The sequence below is a fragment of the Ruegeria sp. BG11 genome (assembly GCF_056538565.1).
Genome location: NZ_JBQFTH010000015.1, coordinates 64,731 through 91,711, shown reverse-complemented (window position 1 = coordinate 91,711; position 26,981 = coordinate 64,731). Strand labels below are relative to the sequence as shown.

Here is a 26,981-nt window from a genome sequence, read left to right as displayed (position 1 = left end):
AGGTGAAATCATGACGGAAACCTTCGATCACATCGTCATCGGCGGCGGCTCTGCCGGTGCCGCTGCTGCAGCGCGACTGGTCAACCAAGGCAAGTGCAGGGTTCTGGTGCTGGAGGCCGGGCATTCGCATCGCCATCCGTTGCTGGACATGCCACCGGGTATTTTCAAGATGATCAACGGGTCCAAGTTCATGACCTACCACCGGACCGAACCGCAAGACCACCTGGACGGCCGCGTGCATGACATTCCGCAGGCCAACGTACTGGGCGGCGGGTCGTCAGTGAATGCGCAGGTCTATATGCGCGGCCGCCCTTCTGACTATGACGCGTGGAACGACCTGCTACGACAGACCAACGACGGAGTCGGCTGGGGATGGGACGATGTGCTGCCCTATTTCCGCAGGATGGAAGACAACAACAGGCTTCACAATGACCTGCATGGCAGCGACGGTCCGGTGCAAGTCTCGGACCCGGGGCATATCGACGACATGTCACGTTGGTTCGTTCAGTCGGTGCAGGCCCTTGGCGAACCATTCAACACGGACTTCAACGGCGCAACGCAGCGCGGTGTCGGGTTCTATCAATTCACCAATCGTGCCGGAAAACGTAGCTCGTCAGCCTATGCTTTCCTCGCCCCACTTGAGACAAACCCAAACTTGACCATCCGGCTTGGCGCAAAGGTCAGAAAAGTCATCATCGAAAACGACAGGGCAGTCGGGGTGCAGTATCGCGACAAACGCGGATCCCACATCGTTCGGTGTGATGGTGAGGTTGTCCTTGCGGCGGGCGCTCTGGTCACGCCGAAAATCCTAATGCTGTCGGGTATCGGACCGGATGCACATCTTGCCGAACACAATATTCCCGTGGTCTGCTCAATGCCTGGGGTCGGCCAGAACTTGATCGACCACCCCGAAGTTCCAATCACCGCCTTTGCCAACGGTCCATACGGATATTTCAAACAAGGTGAAGGCTGGCGGATGCTGCGAAACGGCATCCAGTTCAAACTGTTCGGGAACGGCCCGGTGACTTCGGCCGGGGTCGAAGCCGGCGCCTTTGTCAATCCGTCGAACCCTGACGGAGAGCCGACAATTCAGGCTTTTTGCGTCCCCATCGTCTATCTGGATCGCGACGCGCTGGACGAAGTTCAAGATGACTTTGGCCTGACCATTACGACCGTCGTAGTCAAACCAAAATCACGCGGAGAGGTTCGGCTTCGCTCGGGCGATCCTCACGCGATGCCGGTGGTTTCGCCCAACCTTCTGAAGCATGAAGACGACATGCAGGAGATGATCCGGGGGCAGCGGTTCTTTCGCCAGGCATTCACGTCGGGCCCGCTTGCACAAAGAATCCGCGAAATCGTCATTCCGATAGCGGACGACGACGAGACGCTACGAGCACATTGCAAGAGGTTCGTAAAAACCAACTATCACCCTGCCGGCACAGCCAAAATGGGCCGGGACGGCGACGAAACGGCCGTTCTGGACGCCAGGATGCGCGTACGCGGGATCGAGAGCTTGCGGGTGTGCGACATGTCCGCCGTGCCCGATATAAACGCAGGCAACACAAACGCACCTGCCATGATGCTGGGCGAGCGATGCGCCGACCTGATCCTTGGCATCGGATCAGCCCGCGAGAAATTATCTTAGAGCCCATTTGAATTTAAAGGCAAACGCTTGAAGCTAAGCTTGTGTTCAAGTCTCTGGCTCAATGAAAAAAGCAGCACCCGGACGCATTCTAAGAATCAGATCGACCAGATCGCAGCGTTGATCCGAAAGTTCGGGTTCACAAACCCGGTTCTGGTTGATGGCGACGATGGCACTGTTGCTGGGCATGTCCGCTAAGTGACAGATAGCAGACCGAGCGTTGAAAAAAGCTAACGTCCGCCTTGCGGACTTTGCAGCCCTCCGCATTCTTAATTCAAAGGACCGCAGTCAGCCCGAAGCGGACCTACAAAATCCGACTTTGCAATTCTCGTGTTGCGGACAAGTTAGGCCGCGTACCGCCAAGGTCTCAGCGTCGCTAGCCACTGAACTCTGACAGTGGCTCCGCAACTACAATTGCTTAACACAAACTTTGCGCCAAAGACTGTTGCCAAGCTCTGTTTCAGTTCACTTTGCCTGACAACGTTTGTGTCGGCAGTTGTCCAAAGAGTGCTCTGTAGTCTCGCGCGAACTGACCCATGTGCCAAAATCCGTAAGCGTTTGCGATGTCCGATATACTCTCCTCTGGCGAGCAGGACACCAGTTCATGGCGCACAGCACCGAGACGGGCTCTTAGATAAAACTGCTTGGGGCTCACCCCATATGTTTCCTGAAACGCGCGACGAAGAGTGCATGCAGATACCTGAATATCTGCACATACTTCACCGATTGAAACGTTATCCATCAAATGGGCCCGCATGAACTCAACGGCTTGTTGTGCTAAACGGGTTCTATTTTTACTGTTTCGCCGATCACTCCATTCTTCGCCTACCACCAGCATTTCCAGAAGCTCAAAGATCATATCACTCTCTTCACTATCAGAGCTTGGTCCGGCCGCTGATCCAATTAGAAAGCGCGCTTTGTTTTTGACTAAGGAATGAAGCTTTCCAGCGTCGCTAACGAAAGATCTTAAAGCGTCATTTCGCACGGTGCTGATATCAAGACCGCAATCGTCGGCGATCCGTTGAGCCCTTCGGATGTTGATGCCAAAGGTCAGGCCTGTGAGCGTTGAATTGCTCACGCCTTCAAAAGGGTCTCCGCTACCAAAATTCATCAGAGCGGTGTCTGAGGGTGAGCCGTTAAGCCAAGTCCGTACACTCCCTTTGTCTGGTAAGCCAAACGCTAGAATGTCAGGGCGAGAAACACCAGTTTGGTACACAGCCTTATCAAACGACAAATCAATCATTTGAAGGTCAAGACCTGCCCAAACGGATACCGAAGAGTTCATAGTTCCCTCCTCAATTTGGCGTAGCTCAACATCCCATTGGGACAGCTCGCGGAATTGCGAAGGGTCCTGCAAAAAAAGTGTGTTTGGGGCGCAAGTTTTTTTGGGGGCTGATCGTTTTTTGATGTCGTCCATTCCGCCCTGCAGGTAGTTTTCATGAAATGTTATTCGAATATGTAGGCTTGGACAATTGCAAGACAAAGCAGACAAATCGAGAGGGAAGAGGTTCGGACGCCCATTGTTGCCTGACGATACTGCGCGCACCGAACGCGTCGTAACGCTGCTAACCAAAAGCGAAAAAGAGTTGTTGCGCTCACAGGCTGAAGACAGCGAACTCTCCCTTTCAACCTTTTGCCATCATCTGATCCTTGAAGGTCTGAAAACAAGTAAATCATGAAACAGGGGTATCTCATGAAATCAAAACTGTTCCTCTCAGCGCTGGTCTTTACCGGCTCCGCTATCACGGCGGCAGCTCAGGACAGCAATATCGTGCATGATGCGGAATACTATGTCCTGAAGCAGCAAAACGAAGCCGTTTGGGTCGAGAACGACGCACAGGTTGACCAACTGCTGGCCGATTTTCGTGAGAAAAACGGAGGGAACCCTCCAAACATCTTCTACATCCTTATTGACGATATGGGTTTTGGCGACATGGGTATGCCCGAGATGAACGCGATACGCGGGTATTCGACGCCCAATATCAACGCGCTCGCAGAGGAAAGCATGCGGTTTGCGCGCATGTATACCGAGCCGTCCTGCACACCGTCGCGGGTCGCCTTCATGACGGGTCGCCAGCCGTATCGCAATGGGATGGGCGATACCGCCGTCGATATTTCAGGTTTTGGCCTTGCCGATGAAGAAGTCACAATTGCCGAAGTTCTGAAATCCGTAGGCTACAACACCTCGCATGTTGGCAAATGGCACATGGGCGACATTCAGGAATCCTGGCCTACTTATCAGGGCTTTGACTACGCCGCGTTCCCCATCCATCAGCAGGGCCAGTTGGCCATCTTCAACGAAGATGCAGCCAAGGAAGAAATCACCATGGCCATAGGGGAAGACAACTACAACTCCAAATACACGCTGGATGATTGGTTTCGCCCTGATCCGGGACACATGATTACCGGCCTCGAAGCTGTTATTGGCGGGGAGGTCCGCGAAGTCCATATGGAACCGGGTGAGAAATGGACCCAGGACAAATATAATGAAATGAACATCCGCTATCAGGCACAGGCGATGGAACAGTTGCGCCTGCTAGCAGAACGGGATGAACCGTTCTTCCTGCAATACTGGCCGCTTGTCCCTCTGTCGACAACGCGCACGACGAGAGAGGCGTTCACGACACCCAACGGCGGTACATTCGTTGAAAGCATGGAAGAGCTGGATGAATGGATCGGGGTCATTCTGAACGAAGTCGATGCGCTGGGGCTTAGGGACAATACCCTGATCGTTTTGATGGGCGACAACGGTCACTTCACCAAATATGCCCCCGGCAGTGGGTTTTCGCCGCTGGTCTTCCGGGGCGGCAAGGCCGATACGTCTGAAGGAGGCGTTCGGGTGGATGCGTTCGCCCGCCTGCCCGGCTTGATCGAGGGAGACTCGATTGTATCTGACATTATTCATATCTCTGATTTGTTCACGTCAATTGCGCGTATCGGCGGAGCGATGGATGCCATCCCCCGCGACCGGATCATTGACGGTGTCGATCAGACGTCCCTGATGTTTATTGGCGATACGCATGGGCGCAGGGATCATGTACTGATCTACTCGATCAATTCGCTGAAAGAGGTGGTAAAGGAACACATCAAACTCAAAGTTCCGGCCAAAGGTGAAAATGCTATCGTGGCCAAGTTCTACAACCTGTTCCGCGACCCCCGCGAAGAACAGAGCGTATCGACCGAGATCGGAGCATGGGCTGGACATGAGTTTAACCGCATTATTGCCCGCCACCTGAAATTTAAGGAAATGTACCCCGATCAACCGGCCGCGACTGGACGTCCCTATGAAGGTATCGTGAACCTTCGTCCTGAAACCGTCGCAGCGGTGGATGCCTTTGTCGCCAAGCGGGACATTCAGCCCGACTAAAGGGTGAAGCTGATAAGAGTAATGCAAGCCCCGCATCAGATAATGATATGCTTGATGTGGGGCTTGGCATCCACAACAAAAATTCTGGAAACAATATGAAAATCCAAGCGCTTGTCCTTGCATTGGCGACTGGCATTGTTGCGGCCCCAGCAATCGCCGATGAAAACGCTTCAAACCCTTTGGCCGCAGTTAATAACACGGACATCCGGTATCAGTATTTTGATTTGGGCAACGGTGCTGACAAGCAGGACGCCTTTATAGATGGCGCATACATGCTGCGGCCTGATCTGAAACTGAAATATGAGTTGCACTACAACTCAACGGATGTGACTGGAACTCGGTTCACTGACTTCGAGAAATTGAGCCTCAAAGCGATCTATTTCCCTTCTCAGAGACCGCTCAACGAAACGTGGGCCATCAAGTCGGCCATTGGTCTGGAGTGGATTCTGGACTTTGGCGACCCGGAAAAAGGGATCGGAACCGGGTCCGATCAAATTGCGCCTTTTGGCGGGTTCGCCTTTGCAAACACAAAATCAGGGCTGACGCTGATCCCACTGCTCCAGCATTTTGCTTCATACAATGGCCCGACGGACATAAACCAAACCGCGATGCGGTTGATTGCGCTACAACCGTTTGGCGATGGGTACTGGGCCAAGGCTGACATCAAAGCACCATATGACTGGGAGAACGATGCTTGGCCAGCGACCGCTGAGTTCCAGATTGGCAAGAACCTCAGTCCTGGCATCGCAATTTATGCTGATTTCCTAATCGGTATAGGTTCCGACCGCCCCTACGATAAAGGTGCCGGCTTGGGTTTGCGTTTCAACTACTAGTCCACCCACACCCAACCTCGGCGAAGATCATCTATGTCACAGTCCAGAACTCTGTTCAGCCATTTGTATTCTGCGCCTATCTTGACCCTTCCTGGAACTGCCTTGAGCCAATCCCTGCCCGCGCCGGGTTGGTAGGAAATAAATTGGCGTCACTCGCGCCGCATCATTCTATCTGGTCGCTCCGCTCTGAACTCGGGGAAGATCAATAGTCTCTAGGCGATCCGCTGAGATGGATTTGAACCTTGAAACTGAATCCGTTGTTCGCTCTTCTAATCCCCAACCAGCGATGCTTAGGCCCAGAGTTCTGAGAAAAGAGACTTCTATTACGATCTGTACCCAAGACTTTGCAAAGTCCGCTGTCTGCGCACAGCGGTCATTAGAGCTTCGCGCGACGGCGAACTGGAGTTTGGTCCCACAGAGCTGCCTTAGGGGAATGCAAACCCGCAGCGATTTAGTTTCCAATAGGAGAGTAGATTGGAACAAGTGAGCGCCACTACAACGGTGTTCTCCTGATAATTCACATTATGTTAATTATATTTGATTATCTGTTATAACTAGTTTGAAGCCCGGCTTTTTTTGACAACAATATCTTAGGGCTCAATTCGGACGTTGAAAGAATTCCCCTTGATGTCTGTTGTGCGGACTTTGCGGCCATCCACATTCTAACTCCAAAGGACCGCAGTCAGCCCAAAACGGACTTGGAATGCAAGAATTTGCAATTCTGGCTTAGCGGACAGAAGCTGGCGTTACCAAACCGAAGAAACAACTGAGACTGACCTGCCCGAAGACAGGCCAGCACCAGCTCCTTAAGCCTGTCTAGAAGCAGTAATTCGTTACTCGGAATTAAAGCTGCTAGAAGTCTAACGTTAACCACAGAGTGGGCATCATCGTCATACTTCCCAAAAAAATTGTGCCGAAGATGGGAAAACCTCGAGAAGGTCGGAAGCATGTTTCGTCAATCTCTAACCCTCTGACGACTTTTTCTCATCGTAGTCCCTAAGAAGGGCATGTGTGAATTGTACAAACAGTGTGATGAAAACTCCGACGCCTACAAAAATATACAACACGGTAAAGAGTTTTCCTGTGTCGGTTACGGGCGTTAGATCGCTGAGGCCGACGGTAGAAATAGTGGTTGCACTGAAATACAGCGCGTCCACCCAAGACCACCCCTCGACGCTGACATAAAACAAAGTTCCAGAGAGCAACAAGAGTATTGCAAGGATGAGCGCGCCTCGGAACCTAGGGCTACTCCACGAGCGGACAATCGCTTTTAAGAGCCTGAAGAAATTCAAATAAAGTGAAAACATTCCGCTTTCCCATCCCTAGTTCTGTTTAGTAGATGGTCGGGGTGACATTCCAATCCGTCAAGGCAACTCTGCTGTGTCGTACCCGCTATTGGTATTCAACGTCCTTCGACAGAACGAAAAAGGCAACTGGTCAAATGGGTGCAAAACACTTAGTTTGCTCTGAAGGTAGAACTCCATAAACACTTTTGTACAGGCTGCCAAATCGTCCCAGATCGGTGAATCCGTGAGCAAGCGCCACTTGCTTCACCATGGGTTTTGGCTTGGACGCCTGTACAAGTTTATCATGGACACTGGCCAATCTTTGAAGGGCAAAAAACCTTGCTGGTGTTTCACCCGTTACATCGCGAAACGCTGAGATTAATGTTGGGGCGCTTACCTCGGTTGCTCGACACAGATCCGCCACTGATGGCTTATTTGACAAGCCGGATGCGTAGTACTCTCTTGCTTTTGAGACCAAACCTTCTTTTTGAGACCAAGTCGCTTTGTTTGCACTCCCACTATTCACAGACATGGCAAAAATAATGGCCATCGTCCTTGTAAGACGCCCCTCCAATTCACTTTGCGTAGATTGACCATCGGTTAGGTTCAATATGCAGTTTAGTGTTCGTACCAATGTTGCGTGGCAATCAGAAGGCATATTCACAATGACCGTTGGTCCGTATAAATCTGATGCGTCTCTGCCGGAAAAAAGTTGAACTTCTTCGAGAAATCGTTGCAGGGGCACGCGACCACAAATAGAAAGTCGATTGCTAGCAATTACCTCGGTTTCTGAAGTGGTAAAATTAAAAAAAACGGATTTATCTTCCAACTGAGCGCCGCCGACCGTCCAAGACTCTGATGAGCAGATTGGAACAGTAAAGTTAGCAAAGTCTTCGTTTTGTAAAGTTCGTACCAGTGCTTTGGGCAGAAAGCGAACCCTAGACAAACGAGAGTGTCCTAACCGAGCGCCGTGAATTTGACCTTCGTCAGATCCCCTTCCCAATTGTATCACGTCACCATTAAAAACCGCACCCGACATAGCTTCTCGTACGGTTGCAGTGAAAAGCTCAGGTTTCCCTTCACCCAACTCCTTAAAAAAGTTCATATCGATTTTCCTCGGTGCATTGGCTCCAATCGGTACATTCAAGAAATCGAAGTCTGTGATATTCCTAAGGTGAGAGATATGCGCAAAATTTTATTTTCAACTTTCAGCGTGATAATCTCGGGTATGCTGGCGCCGCTGGTGAGCGCACAAGAGGATCCTGCAAAGACTCTCATAACCAATGTTCACATATTTGACGGGGTAAACGAAACGCGCATCGAGAATGCTAACGTTTTAATCGAAGATAATTTGATAACGGCTGTTTCCTCCGACCCAATCGAAGCCGAAAACGCGGTTGTGATTGACGGTGGCGGTCGCACGATGATCCCAGGTTTGATCGACGTCCATTGGCATACGACATATGCCTACACTCCTGCATCCGTTCTAATGTTGAATCAAGGCGACATGTCGGAAGTGGCCATTCGCAGTATGAAGGGGGCAGAAGAGACCTTAATGCGTGGGTTCACCACCGTTAGAGACCCCGGCGGAAATCCTTTTACGATCAAGAAACTGATTGACGCTGGTGAATACCCCGGTCATCGCATTTTGCCTTCCGGACCCTTCATGAGCCAAACGTCAGGCCATGCCGACTTTCACACGCTGCTTGAAAACCCAAGAAACTCCAACTCGGAACTGAGCTATTGGGAAAAAAACATGATGGCGATGATTTCTGACGGTGTACCTGAAGTCAGAAAGAGAACCAGAGAAATCCTCAAGTTTGGTGCTACTCAGGTCAAAATCACGACGGGTGGTGGTGTCTCTTCCCAATACGATCCGCTGGATGTGAGCGAGTATTCGGTCGACGAAATTCGTGCGGTAGTCGAAGAGGCAACGAACTTTAACACCTATGTTTTGGCGCATGTGATGACAGACAGAGGTATCCGTACCTCAATAGAAAACGGCGTGATGAGCATTGAGCACGGCTTCTTCGCATCAAGAGAAACACTGGAATTGATGAAGGAAAAAGGCGCTTGGCTCAGTCCTCAAGCGATGTTTGAGGCCGATATGGTTTGGGACAGCCCAGTTAGCGCAAAAAAGTGGAAACAGGTGACTGATGCTGTAGACGCGCTGTACCCAATGGCCGTCGAAATTGGCGTTAATCTCGCCTTTGGCACCGATCAACTCATGGATCCATCAAAGGCGTATCAACAGAGCGAATATCTTGTGAGGTTGGGAACTTGGATGACTCCTTATCAAGCGCTCAAGATAGCGACCTCTGAAAATGCCCGCCTAATGGAAATGAGTGGCCCCCGTCATCCCTACCAAGAAGGTCCACTCGGAGTTATCAAGGATGGCGCATACGCTGATCTGATCCTCGTGGACGGCAACCCGCTTGAAAACTTGGAGCTTGTAGGGGACCCGCAAGAAAACTTCGACCTGATTATGAAGGACGGCGTCATCTATAAAAACGAGCTTTGAACTGCGTTTCGCTTGAAGCCCAGGTATCCATTAATGCCTTAAGCTGGCAGTTGATGACGAATTGACCAACATCCAAGTGTCCATACGGTTGAAAGGGACAAGTCATGAAGATTTGGAGAATAGTCTGTGTTGCCTCTTTGATTTCAACGTCGTTGTCCGCAGAAATCGCTGAGTTAGACTGGAACCAATTGATTGATGAAGAATCTCAGGAATACGTAGATCCTTTCAAAGAACTGACACCTGACCAGCTTAGTAATCTTGTTGAAGTCGTCCGACTAAAGCTCAGACTGGATAGTGGAGCCCATTCCGAAGATGTCCGCAAAAGTCTTGAAGCGAAAATTCTGGAAAATGAGACGCCGCTGCAAAAGGCTGGAATCGACATTGATTGGTTGATTGAACAACGATGGGTCGTTGCAGAGCGACGAAAGAAAGCCGCCACGGCTGGTAATCCAGAAATTGACGGAAAAGTCGTAAAGCTGGCGGGTTATGCGATACCCGCACCACCGGACCCTGATGGTACAAACGTCGCTTACTTGGTTCCGGAGAGAGGTATGTGCAGCCATACACCTCCACCGAACCCAAACCAGCTTATTCGTGTTCGATTGCCGGAAGATTGGTATCCAGAACGCTTTCACGAGCCAGTTCGTCTTACAGGGATAGTTTCTATTTCGCCGTCAGAGAGGACGATGAATTTCGTGGATGGGTTCGTTCCAATGAGAGCAACGTATTCATTTGAAGCTCAGTATGTAGAGGCAGGAGATGATCTCCCAGCCTATGGTTGGAAGTTCACTGACGCGGATGAGGTCAACGGTCCAAGCGCCACTGGAAAATTAGGTTCCGGGGCTGCAAAATTTGACGCGTCAAAATTGGCAAACTTTCGAGCCAAAGCTGCGCGTGAAGCAAATTCGAATTAAAAGTCGCCTGTCTTAAGCAAATGGAAGCCAGTGTGTTGCGTGCTCAGACTATGGATAAAACAGAATGTCATGCAGCAATACTTAAATGAAATTGCTCAATACGATTACCGATCTGGCGCCCACCAAGCAATGAAGTGCTACTTGAAGTGCAGTCTGTGGCTGTGCAAAGTCAGCTTTCTGCGCATTGCTGTCATTGGGGCATCGAGCAGCATCGGTCAAAGTGGGCTCGATGCGGCCATTCTTTGCGGCAAGCATGGTTGGCTGGTCGCAGCCCAAAGCGGACCTTCGCAACCAAGCTTTGCAAATTCCGAAATGCCAACCGAACAGACCTTTGTCCGAGGCTACACCCGATACCAGTTTTCAACTTCTCGGGCGGCTGCTTCGACTGTAAAGGTAGTCTCTACCTCTGCGATTGCGTACTTTACTTCGTCTGAGCTAGCACTGAGTTCTAAGACGTTCGCATCCAGATCATGGGCTGATCCGGCATTTGAATAAATCGTATCGACCCCAATTCTAATGGCGTTTCGATGTTGCAGTAGGTGCTCAAAAAACCGCAAATAAATCATCTCCTCGTACGGAGAATGACTGTCCGCTTCAGAGATCAAACCCAATTCTGCGGCCTTGGTACACGTCAAACGCCAAGCCAGTTCCATTGTCGATGGAGGCGCATCTCTGGCCTCATCAGGGTGTTTTGGGTTCGCAAACGTAGACCTTCGGATGGCTTCGAGATTGGCGCGCAAACTCTTTGTAGGAACAGGATAGATGAAGGTGGTTGCCTCGGATGCTAAGGCTGGTTCAACCTGATCCGGCTGCGCCTGGATGAACTCGGAAAACCTGTTTCCGATGATAGGGACTTCACCGACAATCATGTCAGTGGGATCGGTAGTCTCTGTCAGCCATCGCGCTAGGGCTCTCCGGCCCCACAATCCGGCTGCCTTTCGGATCAACGGATGAGTTCCATCTGAAACATCTGGGTACTTTGCGAGTATGTCTTCGGTCTGAAACGCCGCGAGTCCTGTATCCCACCGCATGATATGTACGCGTCGTCCCAACGAGACCGAAATGGATATTTGCTGGCGCAACAGAAATGACTTTCCAGACGCTGGTAATCCAGTGAAGAAAACCATACGGCAACGACGTGCAGCGTCGGCGAGGTGTTTTCCAATCTCAGTGTCCGCAAAACTGTCGATAGAAATTGCGAATCTCCTAGTTCGGTGTCGGCAATAGGCCGGCGCGGCGAGCGTTCACCACCTCCAAGATTGTTGCCCAAGAAATCCGGCGATTTCACAGACGAATTGTCAACCTAAATTGCCCCAAAGTGAATTTTGCCTCTCAGTTATTCTCTTAACCACCTAATAACTCGCCGGTCTCAAAAATTGACCATTCCGCAGCACACGCTTCTTGACGAGCGTGCGTCCTTGACTCTTCACAGACTAGGAACGACAAGAGTGCATTGGTAAAAAATTACTCGCCGCCGCGATGCTGCCGGTTACGATAATCCAATGGCCTTCAGACTAATTGTAGCATGTGCCTCAGCATAGGAACGGGTTTCGCTGGGGTCTTCGCTATGAGCTCGTTCCTCGCAAGCATTCGCAACTGTCACTTGACATGCTCCAGTCATCTCGTGACCCATGAAAGAAGGCGCCGTATGAACAGCACATGGCTCATAAATTGCGTGCTTAATGACCGATAGATCAGGTCTCAGGTTCCGTTTCAATCAGTCGTTCATCGTGTTTACGCGCTGCATTCTTTGTTTGATCCCGACACTTTTGGTGTTGCTCACAGGAACGAAGCTTCCTGCTCAAGTCGCCAGCAATGCCGACGGATCTGTTTGTGACGAAAGTTTCGATAACAAGAACGGATCCTGTCAAAGAACGGACGTACCAGAAAACGCATATTTGACCGGCAGTGCCTTTGGTCCAGTTTGGGAATGCAACCATGGATTCCAGCGTGTTGGAGATCTTTGTGAGGAAATAGCAGTTCCCAATAACGGATATCTTGCATCGACCGGAGATCGATGGGAGTGCAATCGGCTGTTCCAGCGTGTCGGAGAAAAATGCGAAGAATTGATTGCGCCTCAAAACGGGTACGTCGAAACCCGGTTTGGCGCGCAGGAGATACACTGTGACTGGGGGTTTCGCAAGGAAGATCAGGATTGTGTTGCGATTAGTGTCCCAAGCAACGGTCGTCTGAGCGACAAAAGAAGCTCAGAAGGATGGGTATGTCTCAGAGGTTATAGGGCAGCGGATAGCGGCTGTGAGCCTGTGGCAGTTCCGCAGCATGCGTACCTTGCACCTGAAACCTATTCCGGATGGAAATGTGAACGTGGTTTTCGCGCAAACCGGGACAGGTGCGTTGCGATCCTTGTGCCTTCAAACGCTCATTTGAATCGAAGAGGTGATGGTTGGGAATGCAATCGGCCGTTCACACGACAGAACGATACGTGCACCGAAAATGTGCCGCGACAATAGGTTAATGGAAATCAATCTCGCCCGACATATCCGGAAGGACCAAGCCGTGAACCACAACTCGATAGACGAAAACTTGGGCAAAATGCTCAAAGCCGAAAAGGCTCATCGCAGGTCCTACATAGTTAAGATGTTTATCGCGTTAGCGGTTTTTGTTGTGGCGATAGTTGTAGTGGTGTTTCTCTGATGCGTAAAAATGCCCCTCAAGTAACCCTTCCGGCTTCAAAGACGTCAGCTCGCGGTCTGGACCAAAGAGCATTTCAGGACCGCAGTGTTCGTAAAACGCAGAACGCTGACGTATCTGGTGTGATTGAAGAAGAGTTCGGGAAGTACTTGATTAAGGCTGGTATTCTGAGCGGTAACAGCGTTGCGCGCGCCTTCCCCAAGCCACCAGCTAAAACGCAGGCAATGATTGCTGATGCAGTTGGTGAAACACCGGCATTGGCCATTGAAGCCTTGAAAGAAATTCTCGAAGAACGAGACAGGACGCGTAGCGGTCAACGCCGATTTGAGGGAAACTCCGGCACCCTTGTTCCCAGTAAAAGAGAATACGTCGAGGCATTACGCCAGATCAGGCTCACCCCTGCGCAGGTTACAATACTCAAAGCACTTACAATCGCAGGCAAGGAAGGTCTGACCATTGGTCACTTGTCTCAGGCAGCCGGTTACAAATCGCGCGAGGCGTCCATCAAAGTTTTCAAGAAAGTCGGACTATTGATCGCAGAATATCTGGAACTCGAACTTCCCGAAGCTGGATCGGCACAGAATGATGGCGCCGCGCAGGTTTTGGCATTTTCTCACATCGAAAGTGAAGATGAGCCAGCAATCTGGATTATGCATCAGGAACTGCGCGACGCTGTTCGTTCGGTTCTATGACGTACATTCCAGACCCAGCTCTTGTAGCGAACTTTGAACCGGAACAAATGCACGAAAGGTTGCACACGTAGCTTATGCTGGAGAAGAAACCATACCCGCTCGACCTGATCTATGTACCTGTGAAGCGTGCAAAAACACTTGATCAGCAAAAAGTCCTGACGCTGGCCGAAGATATTCTGAAGAACGGCCAGAAGACCCCGATCCAGATACGCGCGGACAACAAGAGGTTCGTGCTGATTGAAGGCCTTCACCGACTAGAGGCCATTCGCGCCCTCGGCGGTGATACTGTCGAAGCCTTTTTGGTGCGCGCCAGGCTACACTAGATGCCTATTGGAATTGGCGTTCGACAAAGCCTCGGAAAAAGTCAGCAGACGTTGACTTTTTTCATCCCAAAGATGCAATCGTGCGCAATGAAGGCTCTCATATAGAGTAATACGCTGGCAATTTTCCAACTCGGAATGGTCACGCAATACCTCGTTTAGCCGATAAAACGGTATGCGGCTGGCAAGGTGGTGAACATGGTGCACACCGATATTGGCAGAGAACCACCGCAGGATGCCTGGCAGGGCGTAGTGAGAACTTCCATAGAATGCGGCGTTCTGAAGATTCCACACTTCTTCCCGCTCCCAAGTCGTGTGTTCAAACTGGTGTTGAATATAGAATAGCCAAATACCAATCGATGCGGCGACGATCATGGTTGGAAGGAATACAAAAACCAGTACATCCAGGCCTCCGGTCCAAAAAATCAGAGCCAGGACCACCGCAATCGCGGCGTTTGTTCCCATTGCACTTGCCCAATACAGCCAGCCTGACCGCATGAAACCAAAGGGCAAGCGATTTTGAAAAAAGAACGTGTAGACCGGTACGATACAGAACAGGAAGAAGGGGTTCCGGATTAACCTGTAAGCGGCACGCCCGAACCAATTCCGTTTCAGGTATTCCTCAATGGTCAATGTAGGAATGTCACCCATACCACGCCGATCAAGGTTACCGGTTGAGGCATGGTGAATCGCATGGCTTTGCCGCCAGACGTCATAGGGTGTCAGGGCGAGAACACCCAGAACCCGGCCGGTCCAATTGCAAACTGTGCGGTTTCTAAAGAAGGATCCATGACCACAATCATGCATAATGATAAAGATACGGACCAGAAATGCGGCGTTCAGGATGGCCAATAGAACAGTGACCCAGATACTAAGGGATAGCGCAAACCACGCTGCGCCCCATAGCGCGAAAAAGGGGATGACAGTGATTGTCAGTTCAATAACGCTACGCTTCGTATCGGGCACACGGTATTGCGCGAGCGCCCGGGTCAATTCCTGCTGTTGCAACTGACTTGTTCTCCAAGGGCTTTTAGCAGCCCATTGTGCAAACGGGCACCCCATAAGGGTGCCCGTAAAAGGTCAGGCCAGTGCCAGATTGGCGGCGCTGTCGCGCCCGTCACGGCCAGCTTCGACGTCAAAAGTGACCTTCTGGCCGTCCTTCAATTCGCTGATGCCGGAACGCTCAAGTGCTGAGATATGCACGAACACATCGCGCTTGCCATCTTCAGGTTCGATAAAGCCAAAACCTTTGGTCGAGTTGAACCATTTTACTGTGCCATTTGCCATGGTGGAAGTCTCCTAATACGTGCCGCCCGCATCATTGCGGCGACTCGGCGTGGTCGGTCTGAATCGAAAGACTGAACGCCGAATTGGGGAGACAGCAGGTCGAAAAAGAAAAACGTAAGCCTCGTGTATATGGACTTCGACTACGCACGATACAAGCCTTGATGCTTTGGCGGACAACAGAGAATTTGAGCCTGTCTGGCTTAGAACTAGGCAAGTCGAGGTGAAACCGTTGCTCTTCGATCCAAACTTGAAGGTGGCTTGGGTCAGCGGCACAGAAGACTAACGATCATTTTTGTGATATTAACCTGCTGCATACGAGACAGCGATAAGCGTCCGTTTTGGTGCCTTAGCGAGACTTTGCAAAGTCCGCTTTCTGCGCATCGCTGTCATTGGGGCACCGCGCAGCATTTATCAAAGAGGGCTCAATTCGGTCGCTCGTAGAATTTGGGCGAATGTCTGCTGTGCGGACAAAGCAGTCGTTCGTGGAATCTCTAAAGACGAAGATACAAATGCGTGATAACTCCAGATTATGGCCACGACATCTGCGCGAAATCGATCGCCCATCCCTTACGCATTTGCGGTTATGGGTGTTCTTTTTGCTTCAATCTGTTTCGGCCTGGTTCCCTACTTCAGCCGCAGCCTAACCGAACAGGGTGTTGCTCCCTATGCGGTCGCATTCTACCGCTACATTGTTGCGGCTCTTCTTCTGCTTCCCGTTCTCATCGTGCACCGAAAAGAATGGCGAGAGATCACTTGGGGTCTTTCCGCCGGAGCCGTAATGGGGCTTGGTTGGATCGGGTATGTAACGGCGCTGGAGAAGTTGCCCGCATCGACAGTAGGTGTGCTTTACATGACCTATCCGGTGTTCACCTTAGTTATTGCTTGGACTGTGTTTGGCGATGCACCCACGCGACGCGCCATGTTGGCCGCTGGTCTGATTGTGGTGGCAGCTGTCATTGCTGGCTCGCCTGCGTCAGTGGCTGCGGAACATCTACCAACGCTGCTGCTATCCCTTGCCGCCCCATTTGGGTTTGGCTTCGGAATCTGCGTCCTGGTACACAGGTTGTCACGGATCGCGACGTTGGCACGTATCGCGTCAGTTTCTCTGGGGTCTGTACTGGGCCTCGCACCGCTCATCCTTGGTGCTGAGGTTGGAGAGCTTCTCCCAAGGGAACAATCCGATTGGCTGCTCATTGTTGGTATTGGTCTGGTTACAGCTTTCGTGCCCCAGCTCATATACACGATATGCTCACCTGCTATTGGGGCTCCCCAAACTGCGGTCATCGGAAGCATCGAATTGCCCACGATGTTTGCCGTGGGATACCTTGCTTTTGACGAAGCCATCTCTTTTCCTCAAGTTTTTGCATGTGCCTTAGTGCTGGGCGCAATCGCAATCACAAGAAGTAGAAAGACGCGCACCGTATCTACCGTGCTCGCAAAATCACCGAGGCGGTAGTATTGGGCTCGGTGATGCCGTTCTCTGAGGTGAGCATCACTGGCTGCTTGCGGCTCGAAGCGGATATTCACTAGCGGGTCTTGCGAATCCAGAGAAACGGAACAGAACCGCAAAGATTTTGCACCATATTTTGCCAAGATTTATCGAATCCGTCACAAGATTGAGAACATATTAGGACGGCTGAAAGAGCGGTTTCGGGTCGCGCAACCACCCCTTTGGTTTTGATGCGGTTGGAAGATCGCCAAGATCAACTGTCTTACCTGACGAGACACCCCATGCGGTACTTTTGACTTTCCCTTCAAAGACCTGTCCCGGAAACGCATCGAGGGCTATTTCGGCTTTGTTGCCCGGCGCAAGCCGCGTCAGGTCGTTCTCGGTCATGAATGCTTCCACCCGTTGATCCTCGATTGAAATCAGGGTCATCAGGGGCGCACCAGCATTTGCAAATGCCCCCTCGTCAATCTTCAGCCCACCCACGATAACGTCCGCGGGGGCGAAAAGATCTGTCTTCTCAAGGTCAAGGCGCGCGCTGGAGCGTAAATTCCTTTTTCTTCCAGCGTGAAGATGCGGGCAGATTGCGCTCGGGTTTCCTCCAGAAGCGCCTGAGCCTTTGCCAAAGCTGCGGTTGCTGTGGCAACAGAAGCAGTCGAGGCACCAACGGTCTGTCCAGCGGCCTCCAGCTCTGCTTCAGCCGCTTCAACTGCATTTTCAAAGCGCGTTTTTTCTATGGATGCCAACGTCGTGCCAGTTGGAACGAGCGTGTTCTTTTTAATCGGAATGTCAGCGATGTAACCCGATACTTCGGGAACAACCGCAATAGTGTAACCTTGTACCGAGGCATTGTTAGTTGTCGGGGTGATCCTGTCGCTAAATACATACCAAACAAAAATCAGCAGTATGATTGCCGCGACGATTGGAACTGCCCATCCTGGTCGCTGAAGCTCGTGGTCAGAGTCCGCCATATCACCTCTCTCATCGTTAGCAAGCTCACCGAGGTTGGCAATATTTTTGCCTTTGGCAGAACCAGTTCTAACAGATCGCCTACTGACGGAATTGGTTCAAAGGCACTTCGACGAGCGACTTGCTGCAAAACATTTAGGCATCTGAATATCTACAATACATGATAGCTCTGGTCATCAAGCTTCGATTTTTGATGAAAATCATCAGGTCGACGGAACTCTGTTGCGGTTCCATGTCATAGTAACGAGGTGGAAAATGAGCCTTGCACTTTCCGAGGGTCGAACATGAATGGCCCCGCGCAGCCCTTGATCCGGTTGTCTACAGCGAGACCGATCTTGAGCACGCTGGATGCAGTCTATGCCGACACCGATGGGCTGCTAACACGCTTGGGCATTTCAAGATCCTCGTTCGATGACCCCGACGCGTATATCCACGCAATTGTCATGTACCAGCTGTTCGAAGAGGCGGCTGAGGCCACAAATGATATTCATCTGCTGGGGAAGCTTAGCGTGAAGATGGCGGTTTCAAACTGGCCACCATTGGTCGACGCTGCCAAAGATGCGAAAACGCTCGGCTCCTTTCTGACGGCAGTCGTTATCGTTGCGACTGAGCATTCAAGTTCAACCGAGCACCACTTGGACATACATGGCAAGTCAGCGCTTATGTCCGGGAAGCGGTATTTTGAAACACCTTTCGTTCCTGCTCAGATAGACGCGTTTTTTGCCTGCTTATTTTCAGAGATTTTCGCAAGGAGTGTCGGGAGTAAGTGGTCCACTGCCAATACGATGATAACCGTAAGCGACCCCAATGCATTACCCGATGACTTCAAAGGTTCCAAACCTATCAAAGGGGACAGGTATGGGCATCGCGTAGCGTTTCCCGCTGAGTGGTTGAACTTGGAGTTTTCAAAGGAAGGGTACTTCCAAGTCCCCGTAGATGACAGTGGTGAACGGAAACTCCTCGCTCACTTACCGAGAGTGTCAGCGAAGCCCTTAGACCACACGTGGATGCAGGTTTTCCAAGCAACAAAAAGGCGGCTGAAATCTTTGGCCTATCCGAGCAGCAGCTTGCTCGGAAGCTTAGGAAAGAGGGCACGACCCTTGGAATACTGCTCGCGGATCTGAAGCGTAATCGCGCGGAAGAATTGTTGAAGGAAGGCGATCACAGTGTGACGCAAGTGGCGGAAATGCTCGGCTACTCTGACGCAACGAGCTTCGCGCACGCATTCAAGGGGTGGACTGGAGTACCACCGAGCAATATCAAAAAGGATGCCTGATCTAACTTCTCAAATTCAAAAACTTAGACAAAACCAATCCTAACAAAATTGACAGAAGATCACTTGCTTGAACGGGGAAACAATACACCATGGAAATGCTTGATCCGATAGAAATTGACAGCTTTGGCGCCGTTACAATCGGTATATTGGTCTATTTCCTTGGCGCACGGTTGACCCGTCGTTACGCAGTCTTGTCCAAGTACAGCATTCCGGAGCCAGTCAGCGGAGGCCTTCTGGCGGCCATTCTGGCTTTGCTTGTGTTTTTAGCCACTGGCCGTGCAATCAGCTACGAACTGAGCGCCAGAGACTTTTTGTTGGTCTACTTTTTCACGACAGTTGGTCTAAACGCCCGTTTTGCTGATCTGACAAAGGGTGGACCACTTCTTGTGCTCATGCTTGGGCTCACGATTGCCTTTATGCTCGTGCAGAACGTGGTGGGCATGATTGGTGCGCTTTTGTTCGGCTTGCCGTCACAAGCAGGAGTATTGTTGGGAACCGCATCCTTGATCGGAGGTCACGGCACAGCCATTGCTTGGGGCCCAACCATAGAAAATAGCTATCAAGTCGTCGGTGCTTCCGAACTGGGTATAGCTACGGCGACCGTTGGTCTGATCTTGGCCAGCGTTCTGGGTGGACCCATTGCCCGTTTTCTCATCCAAAAGAACGATCTAAAGAGTGTCGACGATTCAGAGGAAGAAGTTGCAACGGTTGCGGAGCCAACTACCGACCAACCATCGACAGTTACTCATGTAGACCTGATGAATTGTGTGCTCTGGATTCACATCGCAATCGCGATTGGGTATTCCGTATTTGAAGCACTTGAGGCAGCAGGAGTTAAACTGCCCCTCTTCGTGCCTTGCCTCTTAAGCGGAATCTTACTGTCGAACTTGCTGCCGCCCTTGTTTTCTAAGCTCAAATGGCCCGCGGGCACTCCTGCGATGAACGTGATTTCCGAATTCAGCCTGTCAGTATTTCTGGCAATGTCGCTGATGAGCATGGAGTTGTGGACCCTGGCCAGCAGTGCGGGAGTTTTAATCACCACCATGCTTTTGCAATCCTTTGCGGCCGTCACGTTTATTATTTTCATCGTGTTCCGGCTGATGGGAAAAAACTACTTCGCAGCAGTCATATCAGCGGGGTTCGCCGGTTTCTCTTTGGGTGCAACACCAACCGCCATTGCGAATATGACCGCAGTCACGCAACGGTATGGCCCTTCGCCGATAGCGTTCATTGTTCTGCCTTTGGTGTCAGCTTTCTTTGTCGATCTTGCGAACGCGTTCATAATTCAGTGGTTTCTTGGATTTGGTTGAAACACAGTGATTTGGGTCAAAGGTATAGATTTGCCTCGGCAGATCTAGTTCGGCTTAGCCACGCGTCATGGAACCTGCAAAGTCCAGTTGTGAACGTCCCCTTAGGGTTGACTGCGGTCCTTTGGAGTAAAAAATTTGGACGGCTGCAGAGCCCGCAATGCGGTCATAGACGTTTTTCTCACCAGCGTCTACGATCGCCCTAAGCGGTAATTGGATGTGGAAAGTTTGGTCTTGTGTGCTTGAACGACCGCTCAGCGGCGCTTAGCTCATGATTTGAGCAAATTGCTCGAATGACCGTGTCGAGCCTGCAACATGCTACTAGACTGCAACAGTTGTCTCCGTGTGGCGACTCGGCAATTGAGCAAATCGCATCTTTCGATCAGAGATCATGAACCCCAATTTAGCTTGATGCCTCGCAATACGGCCCCAAAACTTGTGGTTCTAGATACTTGTGGTTCTAGATAATAGTAGCCAACTTAAGCCGTAGAGATTTAAAGCTGCACTGGACATTGCCTTTCTGAACAGGAAAGCATCTCAATAAAGACTGTTTGCGAGGGCGGTCCTCGCTATAGCAACCTCTACCTAGGCCGGACAAATGCAGCCGGTGCTAGTGGAAAACAACATGGGGGGAACTTATGACGTATAAATCGATTGCCATTGCCGCATCCATCGGGTTGCTGGCCACAGGAGCATTCGCTGAGACCAAGGTTGGCATGATTACTACTCTGTCCGGTGGTGGAGCCGGCTTGGGGATCGATGTGCGCGACGGTTTCATGCTGGGTATCAAGCAATCCGGGCGGGATGACATCGAAGTCGTCGTCGAAGATGATCAGCGTAAACCCGACGTCGCCGTGCAGCTTGCTGACAAGATGATCCAATCCGAGAAGGTTGATATCCTGACGGGCATTATCTGGTCGAACCTCGCAATGGCGGTTGTTCCGGCGGCAACGGCCCAAGGTAAGTTCTATTTGTCGCCGAACGCCGGACCGTCTGCGTTGGCCGGTCAGGGCTGTCATGAAAACTACTTCAACGTCGCCTGGCAGAACGACAACCTGCACGAAGCAGCCGGCGCCTATGCCAACACGGCAGGGCATAGCCACAGCTTCATCCTCGCCCCGAATTATCCGGCGGGCAAGGACGCTTTGACTGGGTACAAGCGGTTCTTCCAAGGCGATCTTGCCGGTGAGATTTACACCGAGCTTGGCCAAACGGATTATGCGGCCGAGATTGCTCAAATCCGCGCGTCCGGCGCAGACAGTGTCTTTTTCTTCCTTCCCGGCGGAATGGGGATTTCGTTTCTCAAGCAATACGCGGATAGCGGCGTTGATTTGCCCGTGGTGGGACCGGCGTTTTCGTTCGATCAGGGCATCCTTCAAGCCGTCGGGCCCGCAGCACTTGGGATTGTGAATACCAGCCAATGGAACAAGGATATCGACAATCCAGCAAATGCCGCGTTCGTTGAAAGTTTTGTTGCCGAGTACGGGCGGCTTCCGTCTCTCTACGCAAGCCAGGGCTTCGACACGGCACAATTGATTGTTTCGGCGCTCGGATCGGCTGACGTCTCGGATCAAGACGCGTTCAGAGATGCATTGCGCGCGGCCGAATTCGACAGCACGCGTGGCGACTTTGCATTTGGTCCAAACCACCATCCAATTCAGACTATCTATGCGCGCGAAGTCATTCAGGAAGGGGATGTATTCACCAACCGGATCATTGGTGTGGCGTTGGAAAACCACTCGGACGCCTACGCGGCAGACTGTAAAATGTAATCGGAGGGCCGCCCCCAACTAAATGGCGGCGGCCCGTTTTTGCTCGAACCGTGACTTTAATCCTTATCGCCGAGCAGATTCTGAACGGAATACAGTTCGGCTTCATGCTCTTTCTCATGGCGGCAGGCCTGACGCTGATCTTCGGCGTGATGGGCCTTATAAATCTTGCGCACGGATCACTCTACATGGTCGGCGCTTTTGCAGCTGCGGCGGCCGCTGCAGCGACGGGGTCTTTCTTGGCGGCTGTTGCAGCTGCCATTGCTGCGGCGGCTATGGCCGGGGTCATCGTCGAATTGGCAGTCATTCGTCGGCTCTATGCCCGCGATCACCTCGAGCAAGTGCTTGCGACTTTTGCGCTGATACTGATTTTCTCGGAGGGTACGCGATGGATCTTCGGTTCATTCCCGCTGTTTCTCGAAATTCCGAGCTATTTGTCCGGTCCGGTTTCATTGCCAGGCGGCATTCAGTATCCGCTATATCGCCTTGCACTCATCCTTGTAGGGCTTTTGGTGGCGGTTGGGTTGTGGTTGTTCATCTCACGGACCCGCGTTGGCATTCAGATTCGTGCCGGAGAAAATGACCGGGAAATGATTGCAGCACTCGGCGTTGATATTGGCAGCTTGTACACGTTTGTCTTCGCGCTCGGAGCAGCGCTCGCCGGACTAGCGGGAGCACTTGTAGGTGCCATCCAATCGGTCCAGATCGGTATGGGTGAGCCGATCCTGATCCTCGCTTTCGTCGTCATAGTGATCGGGGGCATCGGGTCCATTCGCGGGGCGCTTATCGGCAGTTTGTTGGTTGGATTGACCGATACCCTGGGCGGAATCTTCCTGCCGGAACTGTTCAAACTGTTCGTGGCGCCGGATGTTGCGACATCGACTGGTTCGGCATTAGCTTCAATGTCAATTTACGTTCTTATGGCTGGCGTGCTGATCTGGAGACCTACCGGGCTGTTCGGGGCGCGCGCATGATCCCGGAAAAAGCACTAAACGCCATTCTCATGAGCCTGCTTCTTTGTGCGCCGCTTTGGGCTTGGGTCTCGGATGAACCCTTCACAATTACATTGGCGACCCGCGCGGTCATCTTCGCTCTGGCCGCGGTTGGTCTCAATGTCGCGCTTGGGCTCGGAGGGCTCGTGAGCCTCGGACACGCGGTCTTCTTTGGGATTGGCGGCTATGCGATGGGTATTTTGGCGTTTCACGCTCAGACGTATTCGCCATTGATGGAATGGCCGTTCACGATTTCTGGAACCAAGCTCATGCCTGTGATCTGGTTGGTGGCAATACTGTTTTCAGGTGTTACCGCTTTGGTAGTTGGGCTTCTGTCGCTTCGAACTTCCGGCGTGTATTTCATCATGATCACGCTGGCCTTCGGGCAGATGTTTTTTTTCTTCGCGATCAGCTGGCCCGCCTATGGCGGAGAAGACGGCCTTTCCATCTACATTCGAAATTCGTTCCCGGGGATGAACACGCTTGATCCCATACAGTTCTTCGGGATCTGTTTTGCAATTCTGAGCCTAGTCCTTTGGCTAAACGTGCGGCTCGCAAAATCATCCTTTGGGCTTGCGTTAAATGCGGCGCGGCAAAGTCCCGAGCGGGTGGAGGCGGTAGGGCTTGATCCTTTTCGGCTGAGACTCATCGCATTGGTGATTTCCGGCATGATCTGTGGGCTGGCGGGGGCGCTTTTTGCCGATCTTAATCGCTTCGTCAGTCCGACGATGTTCAGCTGGCAGATGTCAGGTGAACTGATCGTTTTCATAATCCTCGGAGGGTTGGGCCGGACGTTCGGGCCAGTTGCAGGCGCGACTCTGTTCGTCGTACTCGAACACGCGCTTGGAGGTATTAGCGAATATTTCCTATTCTTTCTTGGTCTGCTTTTGCTGGTGGTCGTCCTTTTCGCCCGCGGCGGCCTTTATGGCGTCATTACGGGAAGGTCTGAACGATGATGCGGCCCGTGTTGCAAGTTGAAGGTCTCACTAGACGCTTTGGCGCCCTGATTGCAAATGACGACGTGACATTGGACCTTAGGCCCCGCGAAGTTCACGCCGTGATCGGCCCAAACGGGGCTGGTAAATCAACGCTCATCGCTCAGATCTGCGGCGGCCTGAAGCCTGACGCAGGTTCGGTTCGCCTTCAGGGCCAGGATATCACTCACGAGACCACGAAAAACCGGGCAAGGCTCGGGCTCGGACGCACCTTCCAGATTTCTGCTCTTGCATCAGAGGACACCGTCTTGCAGAACGCCATGCTGGGCGCGCTTGGGGCCAAAGGCCGACCCTGGCAATTCTTCCTACCCGTTCTTGGCGACAAAAACCTGCGCGATCACGCAGAGAATGCATTGCGTCGCGTGGACCTGATCGACTTTGCAGACAAGCGAACAGGCGAACTCAGCCATGGTCAGCGCCGCCAACTGGAAGTCGCAGTTGCGCTGACCTTAGAACCAAAGGTATTCATACTGGACGAGCCGATGGCCGGTTTAAGCGCGGAAGGCACACAGCTGCTCACGGACCTGCTGAGCGACTTGCGAAATCAGGCCCCGATCCTGCTTGTCGAACACGACATGGACGTCGTCTTCAAATTGGCTGACCGAATAACGGTTCTTGATTACGGGCGTGTGATTGCCACCGGATCAGTCGAAGATATTCGCAAAAATCCAATAGTTCAGCGCGCCTATCTTGGAGAGAACTTATGAGCCTTCTTTCCATTTCCGACCTAGTCGCAAACTATGGCAAGAGCCAAGCCCTCTTTGGCGTTGATCTGACGATCGAAGCGGGCCAAGTCGTCGCCCTTATGGGGCGCAATGGTATGGGCAAGACGACCACCGTTCGCGCTATTTGCAGAATGATCGGAAGTAAAGGCTCGATGGTGTTTGCTGGCACCGACATTCGCAAACTGTCGAGCCACCAAGTGGCAAGGTTGGGGATCGGCCTTGTCCCCGAAGGCCGCCGCGCATTTCGCGATCTAACGGTGCGTGAGAACCTCGTAGCTGTGTCCCGACCTGGCCATTGGGATATAGACAAGGTCGTTGCGCTTTTCCCGCGTCTCAGCGAACGTGCCGATCAGCTTGCGGGCTCACTGTCAGGCGGGGAGCAGCAAATGCTGGTGATCGGGCGTGCGCTAGTTACCAACCCACGCTTGCTCATACTGGATGAGGCTACGGAAGGGCTTGCGCCAAATATCAGGCGAGAAATCTGGGCGACTGTGGAGCAACTGAAACGGGAATCTGGTCTTTCAATTCTGGTAATCGACAAATCGCTTAGCGAGTTGCGAGCGGTCTGTGATCGCGCGACCATCCTTGAGCGAGGCAGATCGGTCTGGTCAGGCGCAATTGACGATCTGGATAGTGAAATCAGCCAGCGACATCTCGGCGTGTAGATGGTACAAATGCCGAAGCCTTGACAGCTACCACGCGGCCACTAAGCCGTTTTTGATGTTCGACGCAAAATCAGAATAGCTATCGCGAAGCGAACCGTATTGCTTTCGTCTGGATGGAATGGATGTTTCGCCCACGAACCAGCCATTGAAGAGAGTTGAGATGAATGACTGCTCTGCGGACTTTGCGGTCATCCGCATTATCAATGCACAGGACCGAAGTCAGCCCAAAGCGGAAACTTCAGATCTGCGGTTCGAATGGGGAGCCGACCTTTGTTGCGCGCAGAGACCAACTTGAGCGCCGGAAAGTAAGCCGACATTCAAAGTGTGGGTGTTTCAAGATTTTGGTTGTCTCGGCTAGGCCATTGTAGCTGTCCTTATTGCCGCACCAAGTTCGCACCACTCTGCGAGAGCGCCGGTGCAGGTCAGCTTGAAGGTGTCTCGGCTGGCTAGCGATCTTTCCTGGTTGAAGTGATTTTAGACCAACGAATGGACGGAGGCGAATTTCTGTAGACTTCGCATGCGCCTGAACCGCTGCATGGCGCGTTAACGCCGTCGGAAAGGCAGATGCGAATTCTCAACGCGGTTGTTGAGCCACCTGCCCGTCTGCTGCTTTTCCCTAGCACCAAGTTCTCTAAGCGCGGCCCGGTACGATGCGAAGCGATCCGTGACGATGGTTTCCGATTTACCGTATGGCTTCATCATTTTTTGAGGAATTTCAGTGCTGCAGCTTTGTTTCGACGTTTGGTGACAACGGCATCCAGTACCTCGCCTTTGTGACCCACAGCCCGCCAAAGGTAGTGCCGCTTGCCATTCACCTTCACGAAAACCTCGTCCACGTGCCACTTCCATTTGGAGTATGCTATCAATTTCTGAACACGCTTTCTTCGGACCTCAGCAGCAAACATTGGGCCAAACCTGTTCCACCAATACCGGACAGTTTCGTGACTCAAGTCGATGGCTCGCTCGTGCAACAAATCTTCGACATTCCGAAGCAAGAGCGGGAAACGGATGGACAGCATCACAGCAAGGCGAATGATTTCGGGACTAGTTTTAAAGTACTTGAAAGAGGCAGGTCTGGTCATCGGAAAAAGCTACTCAACCACCCTGCCCCGCTTAAGCAAAGTTTTTTTTGACAAGGCCAATCAGCATATCATTGATAGAAATCGCCAATATTCCGGTCAGTACGAACGCAATACCAACTGTCGGGTTTTGGAATTTTTGTGTCGCTGTCATGGAGTGCCCTTTCATTGGGCCGCTACCATGGGTCAGCCAATAGATCACGTCGCTTTGCGACACGGTAAGTCGCGCAGCCTTGTCCAACT

The 26,981-nt window shown here is 51.9% G+C and carries 26 protein-coding genes and 1 pseudogene; 17 read left to right on the top strand and 10 right to left on the bottom strand.

Going from position 1 to position 26,981, the window contains the following annotated elements:
• Window positions 1-10 precede the first annotated feature (10 nt).
• Complete coding sequence (locus ACR0JF_RS20620) at window positions 11-1,645, top strand: GMC family oxidoreductase N-terminal domain-containing protein (RefSeq protein WP_170662601.1); 1,635 nt, start codon at window positions 11-13, stop codon at window positions 1,643-1,645.
• 457 nt (window positions 1,646-2,102) lie between these two features.
• On the opposite strand, the gene ACR0JF_RS20615 is transcribed toward ACR0JF_RS20620, so the two are convergent.
• Window positions 2,103-3,059, bottom strand: a complete 957-nt coding sequence (locus tag ACR0JF_RS20615; protein WP_170624377.1) for a helix-turn-helix domain-containing protein — start codon at window positions 3,057-3,059, stop codon at window positions 2,103-2,105.
• 106 nt (window positions 3,060-3,165) lie between these two features.
• Between ACR0JF_RS20615 and ACR0JF_RS20610 the strand changes: the two genes are divergently transcribed.
• The 3 genes from ACR0JF_RS20610 (at window position 3,166) to ACR0JF_RS20600 (ending at window position 5,842) form a co-directional block, all read left to right on the top strand.
• On the top strand, window positions 3,166-3,321 hold the full coding sequence (locus ACR0JF_RS20610) for a hypothetical protein (protein WP_170380012.1): 156 nt from the start codon (window positions 3,166-3,168) through the stop codon (window positions 3,319-3,321).
• A gap of 14 nt (window positions 3,322-3,335) precedes the next feature.
• Window positions 3,336-5,009 (top strand): sulfatase-like hydrolase/transferase, encoded by a 1,674-nt coding sequence (locus ACR0JF_RS20605; protein ID WP_170477051.1) that lies wholly within the window; start codon window positions 3,336-3,338, stop codon window positions 5,007-5,009.
• Between the two features lie 95 nt (window positions 5,010-5,104).
• The gene (locus ACR0JF_RS20600; RefSeq protein ID WP_170477049.1) at window positions 5,105-5,842 is read left to right on the top strand and encodes a hypothetical protein; all 738 of its coding nucleotides are present in this window, start codon (window positions 5,105-5,107) and stop codon (window positions 5,840-5,842) included.
• A 962-nt stretch (window positions 5,843-6,804) separates the two neighbouring features.
• Here the strand turns inward: ACR0JF_RS20600 and ACR0JF_RS20595 are convergent.
• Complete coding sequence (locus ACR0JF_RS20595) at window positions 6,805-7,149, bottom strand: potassium channel family protein (RefSeq protein ID WP_170556641.1); 345 nt, start codon at window positions 7,147-7,149, stop codon at window positions 6,805-6,807.
• A gap of 130 nt (window positions 7,150-7,279) precedes the next feature.
• The gene (locus ACR0JF_RS20590; protein WP_170662693.1) at window positions 7,280-8,233 is read right to left on the bottom strand and encodes a helix-turn-helix domain-containing protein; all 954 of its coding nucleotides are present in this window, start codon (window positions 8,231-8,233) and stop codon (window positions 7,280-7,282) included.
• A 78-nt stretch (window positions 8,234-8,311) separates the two neighbouring features.
• Between ACR0JF_RS20590 and ACR0JF_RS20585 the strand changes: the two genes are divergently transcribed.
• Window positions 8,312-9,649, top strand: a complete 1,338-nt coding sequence (locus tag ACR0JF_RS20585; RefSeq protein WP_170556639.1) for a metal-dependent hydrolase family protein — start codon at window positions 8,312-8,314, stop codon at window positions 9,647-9,649.
• 104 nt (window positions 9,650-9,753) lie between these two features.
• Complete coding sequence (locus ACR0JF_RS20580) at window positions 9,754-10,563, top strand: DUF3299 domain-containing protein (RefSeq protein ID WP_170644398.1); 810 nt, start codon at window positions 9,754-9,756, stop codon at window positions 10,561-10,563.
• A 341-nt stretch (window positions 10,564-10,904) separates the two neighbouring features.
• Here ACR0JF_RS20580 and ACR0JF_RS20575 read toward each other — a convergent pair whose 3' ends face one another.
• Window positions 10,905-11,432: a hypothetical protein gene (locus tag ACR0JF_RS20575; RefSeq protein ID WP_170380624.1), complete on the bottom strand. Its 528-nt coding sequence runs from the start codon at window positions 11,430-11,432 to the stop codon at window positions 10,905-10,907.
• Between the two features lie 1,785 nt (window positions 11,433-13,217).
• Between ACR0JF_RS20575 and ACR0JF_RS20570 the strand changes: the two genes are divergently transcribed.
• Both ACR0JF_RS20570 and ACR0JF_RS20565 read left to right on the top strand, forming a co-directional pair.
• Window positions 13,218-13,907: a hypothetical protein gene (locus tag ACR0JF_RS20570; protein ID WP_170644446.1), complete on the top strand. Its 690-nt coding sequence runs from the start codon at window positions 13,218-13,220 to the stop codon at window positions 13,905-13,907.
• 74 nt (window positions 13,908-13,981) lie between these two features.
• The gene (locus ACR0JF_RS20565; RefSeq protein ID WP_170452343.1) at window positions 13,982-14,230 is read left to right on the top strand and encodes a ParB N-terminal domain-containing protein; all 249 of its coding nucleotides are present in this window, start codon (window positions 13,982-13,984) and stop codon (window positions 14,228-14,230) included.
• On the opposite strand, the gene ACR0JF_RS20560 is transcribed toward ACR0JF_RS20565, so the two are convergent.
• Both ACR0JF_RS20560 and ACR0JF_RS20555 read right to left on the bottom strand, forming a co-directional pair.
• Window positions 14,222-15,235: a fatty acid desaturase gene (locus ACR0JF_RS20560; RefSeq protein WP_480669782.1), complete on the bottom strand. Its 1,014-nt coding sequence runs from the start codon at window positions 15,233-15,235 to the stop codon at window positions 14,222-14,224. The two genes, ACR0JF_RS20565 and ACR0JF_RS20560, sit on opposite strands and share 9 nt — an antisense overlap.
• Before the next feature lie 72 nt (window positions 15,236-15,307).
• A complete protein-coding gene (locus ACR0JF_RS20555; RefSeq protein ID WP_170430361.1) occupies window positions 15,308-15,514 on the bottom strand; it encodes a cold-shock protein in 207 nt (68 codons plus the stop codon).
• 583 nt (window positions 15,515-16,097) lie between these two features.
• Between ACR0JF_RS20555 and ACR0JF_RS20550 the strand changes: the two genes are divergently transcribed.
• Window positions 16,098-16,970, top strand: a complete 873-nt coding sequence (locus ACR0JF_RS20550; protein WP_480669780.1) for a DMT family transporter — start codon at window positions 16,098-16,100, stop codon at window positions 16,968-16,970.
• Window positions 16,971-17,141: 171 nt separating this feature from the next.
• Here the strand turns inward: ACR0JF_RS20550 and ACR0JF_RS20545 are convergent, their stop codons facing one another.
• Together ACR0JF_RS20545 and ACR0JF_RS20540 are read right to left on the bottom strand one after the other, a co-directional pair.
• Window positions 17,142-17,393 carry a hypothetical protein gene (locus ACR0JF_RS20545; RefSeq protein WP_480669778.1) on the bottom strand — a complete coding sequence of 84 codons (252 nt, stop codon included), beginning with the start codon at window positions 17,391-17,393 and terminating at the stop codon, window positions 17,142-17,144.
• A 41-nt stretch (window positions 17,394-17,434) separates the two neighbouring features.
• Window positions 17,435-17,932 carry an HlyD family secretion protein gene (locus ACR0JF_RS20540; protein ID WP_170662609.1) on the bottom strand — a complete coding sequence of 166 codons (498 nt, stop codon included), beginning with the start codon at window positions 17,930-17,932 and terminating at the stop codon, window positions 17,435-17,437.
• Between the two features lie 333 nt (window positions 17,933-18,265).
• Between ACR0JF_RS20540 and ACR0JF_RS20535 the strand changes: the two genes are divergently transcribed.
• The 8 genes from ACR0JF_RS20535 (at window position 18,266) to ACR0JF_RS20500 (ending at window position 25,659) form a co-directional block, all read left to right on the top strand.
• On the top strand, window positions 18,266-19,054 hold the full coding sequence (locus tag ACR0JF_RS20535; protein WP_170662611.1) for an AraC family transcriptional regulator ligand-binding domain-containing protein: 789 nt from the start codon (window positions 18,266-18,268) through the stop codon (window positions 19,052-19,054).
• Complete coding sequence (locus tag ACR0JF_RS20530; RefSeq protein WP_480669792.1) at window positions 18,973-19,206, top strand: helix-turn-helix transcriptional regulator; 234 nt, start codon at window positions 18,973-18,975, stop codon at window positions 19,204-19,206. Before ACR0JF_RS20535 ends, ACR0JF_RS20530 begins: the two co-directional genes overlap by 82 nt.
• 89 nt (window positions 19,207-19,295) lie before the next feature.
• A complete protein-coding gene (gltS, locus tag ACR0JF_RS20525) occupies window positions 19,296-20,516 on the top strand; it encodes a sodium/glutamate symporter (protein WP_170662613.1) in 1,221 nt (406 codons plus the stop codon).
• Between the two features lie 635 nt (window positions 20,517-21,151).
• Complete coding sequence (locus tag ACR0JF_RS20520; RefSeq protein WP_170662615.1) at window positions 21,152-22,285, top strand: ABC transporter substrate-binding protein; 1,134 nt, start codon at window positions 21,152-21,154, stop codon at window positions 22,283-22,285.
• Between the two features lie 50 nt (window positions 22,286-22,335).
• The gene (locus tag ACR0JF_RS20515; RefSeq protein WP_170662617.1) at window positions 22,336-23,256 is read left to right on the top strand and encodes a branched-chain amino acid ABC transporter permease; all 921 of its coding nucleotides are present in this window, start codon (window positions 22,336-22,338) and stop codon (window positions 23,254-23,256) included.
• Window positions 23,253-24,230 carry a branched-chain amino acid ABC transporter permease gene (locus ACR0JF_RS20510; protein ID WP_170662619.1) on the top strand — a complete coding sequence of 326 codons (978 nt, stop codon included), beginning with the start codon at window positions 23,253-23,255 and terminating at the stop codon, window positions 24,228-24,230. Before ACR0JF_RS20515 ends, ACR0JF_RS20510 begins: the two co-directional genes overlap by 4 nt.
• Entirely contained in the window at window positions 24,227-24,976 is a 750-nt protein-coding gene (locus tag ACR0JF_RS20505) for an ABC transporter ATP-binding protein (RefSeq protein ID WP_170662621.1), read from the top strand. Before ACR0JF_RS20510 ends, ACR0JF_RS20505 begins: the two co-directional genes overlap by 4 nt.
• Window positions 24,973-25,659, top strand: coding sequence for a branched-chain amino acid ABC transporter ATP-binding protein (locus ACR0JF_RS20500; protein WP_170662623.1), 687 nt, complete (start codon window positions 24,973-24,975; stop codon window positions 25,657-25,659). The genes ACR0JF_RS20505 and ACR0JF_RS20500 overlap by 4 nt, the downstream gene beginning before the upstream one ends.
• A gap of 354 nt (window positions 25,660-26,013) precedes the next feature.
• Here ACR0JF_RS20500 and ACR0JF_RS20495 read toward each other — a convergent pair.
• Both ACR0JF_RS20495 and ACR0JF_RS20490 read right to left on the bottom strand, forming a co-directional pair.
• Window positions 26,014-26,741, bottom strand: a pseudogene (locus ACR0JF_RS20495) (IS6 family transposase).
• Window positions 26,742-26,772: 31 nt separating this feature from the next.
• Entirely contained in the window at window positions 26,773-26,979 is a 207-nt protein-coding gene (locus ACR0JF_RS20490; protein ID WP_170747602.1) for a hypothetical protein, read from the bottom strand.
• Between the last annotated feature and the right edge of the window lie 2 nt (window positions 26,980-26,981).

Coding starts and splice junctions, on each gene's coding strand:
- ACR0JF_RS20500 (WP_170662623.1), top strand. CDS start 24,973: ATGAGCCTTCTTTCCATTTCCGACCTAGTCGCAAACTATGGCAAGAGC.
- ACR0JF_RS20620 (WP_170662601.1), top strand. CDS start 11: ATGACGGAAACCTTCGATCACATCGTCATCGGCGGCGGCTCTGCCGGT.
- ACR0JF_RS20540 (WP_170662609.1), bottom strand. CDS start 17,932: ATGGCGGACTCTGACCACGAGCTTCAGCGACCAGGATGGGCAGTTCCA.
- ACR0JF_RS20585 (WP_170556639.1), top strand. CDS start 8,312: ATGCGCAAAATTTTATTTTCAACTTTCAGCGTGATAATCTCGGGTATG.
- ACR0JF_RS20605 (WP_170477051.1), top strand. CDS start 3,336: ATGAAATCAAAACTGTTCCTCTCAGCGCTGGTCTTTACCGGCTCCGCT.
- ACR0JF_RS20510 (WP_170662619.1), top strand. CDS start 23,253: ATGATCCCGGAAAAAGCACTAAACGCCATTCTCATGAGCCTGCTTCTT.
- ACR0JF_RS20575 (WP_170380624.1), bottom strand. CDS start 11,432: ATGATTGTCGGTGAAGTCCCTATCATCGGAAACAGGTTTTCCGAGTTC.
- gltS (WP_170662613.1), top strand. CDS start 19,296: ATGGAAATGCTTGATCCGATAGAAATTGACAGCTTTGGCGCCGTTACA.
- ACR0JF_RS20570 (WP_170644446.1), top strand. CDS start 13,218: ATGCGTAAAAATGCCCCTCAAGTAACCCTTCCGGCTTCAAAGACGTCA.
- ACR0JF_RS20505 (WP_170662621.1), top strand. CDS start 24,227: ATGATGCGGCCCGTGTTGCAAGTTGAAGGTCTCACTAGACGCTTTGGC.
- ACR0JF_RS20600 (WP_170477049.1), top strand. CDS start 5,105: ATGAAAATCCAAGCGCTTGTCCTTGCATTGGCGACTGGCATTGTTGCG.
- ACR0JF_RS20590 (WP_170662693.1), bottom strand. CDS start 8,233: ATGAACTTTTTTAAGGAGTTGGGTGAAGGGAAACCTGAGCTTTTCACT.
- ACR0JF_RS20550 (WP_480669780.1), top strand. CDS start 16,098: ATGGGTGTTCTTTTTGCTTCAATCTGTTTCGGCCTGGTTCCCTACTTC.
- ACR0JF_RS20565 (WP_170452343.1), top strand. CDS start 13,982: ATGCTGGAGAAGAAACCATACCCGCTCGACCTGATCTATGTACCTGTG.
- ACR0JF_RS20520 (WP_170662615.1), top strand. CDS start 21,152: ATGACGTATAAATCGATTGCCATTGCCGCATCCATCGGGTTGCTGGCC.
- ACR0JF_RS20595 (WP_170556641.1), bottom strand. CDS start 7,149: ATGTTTTCACTTTATTTGAATTTCTTCAGGCTCTTAAAAGCGATTGTC.
- ACR0JF_RS20545 (WP_480669778.1), bottom strand. CDS start 17,393: ATGACCCTGATTTCAATCGAGGATCAACGGGTGGAAGCATTCATGACC.
- ACR0JF_RS20615 (WP_170624377.1), bottom strand. CDS start 3,059: ATGGACGACATCAAAAAACGATCAGCCCCCAAAAAAACTTGCGCCCCA.
- ACR0JF_RS20580 (WP_170644398.1), top strand. CDS start 9,754: ATGAAGATTTGGAGAATAGTCTGTGTTGCCTCTTTGATTTCAACGTCG.
- ACR0JF_RS20555 (WP_170430361.1), bottom strand. CDS start 15,514: ATGGCAAATGGCACAGTAAAATGGTTCAACTCGACCAAAGGTTTTGGC.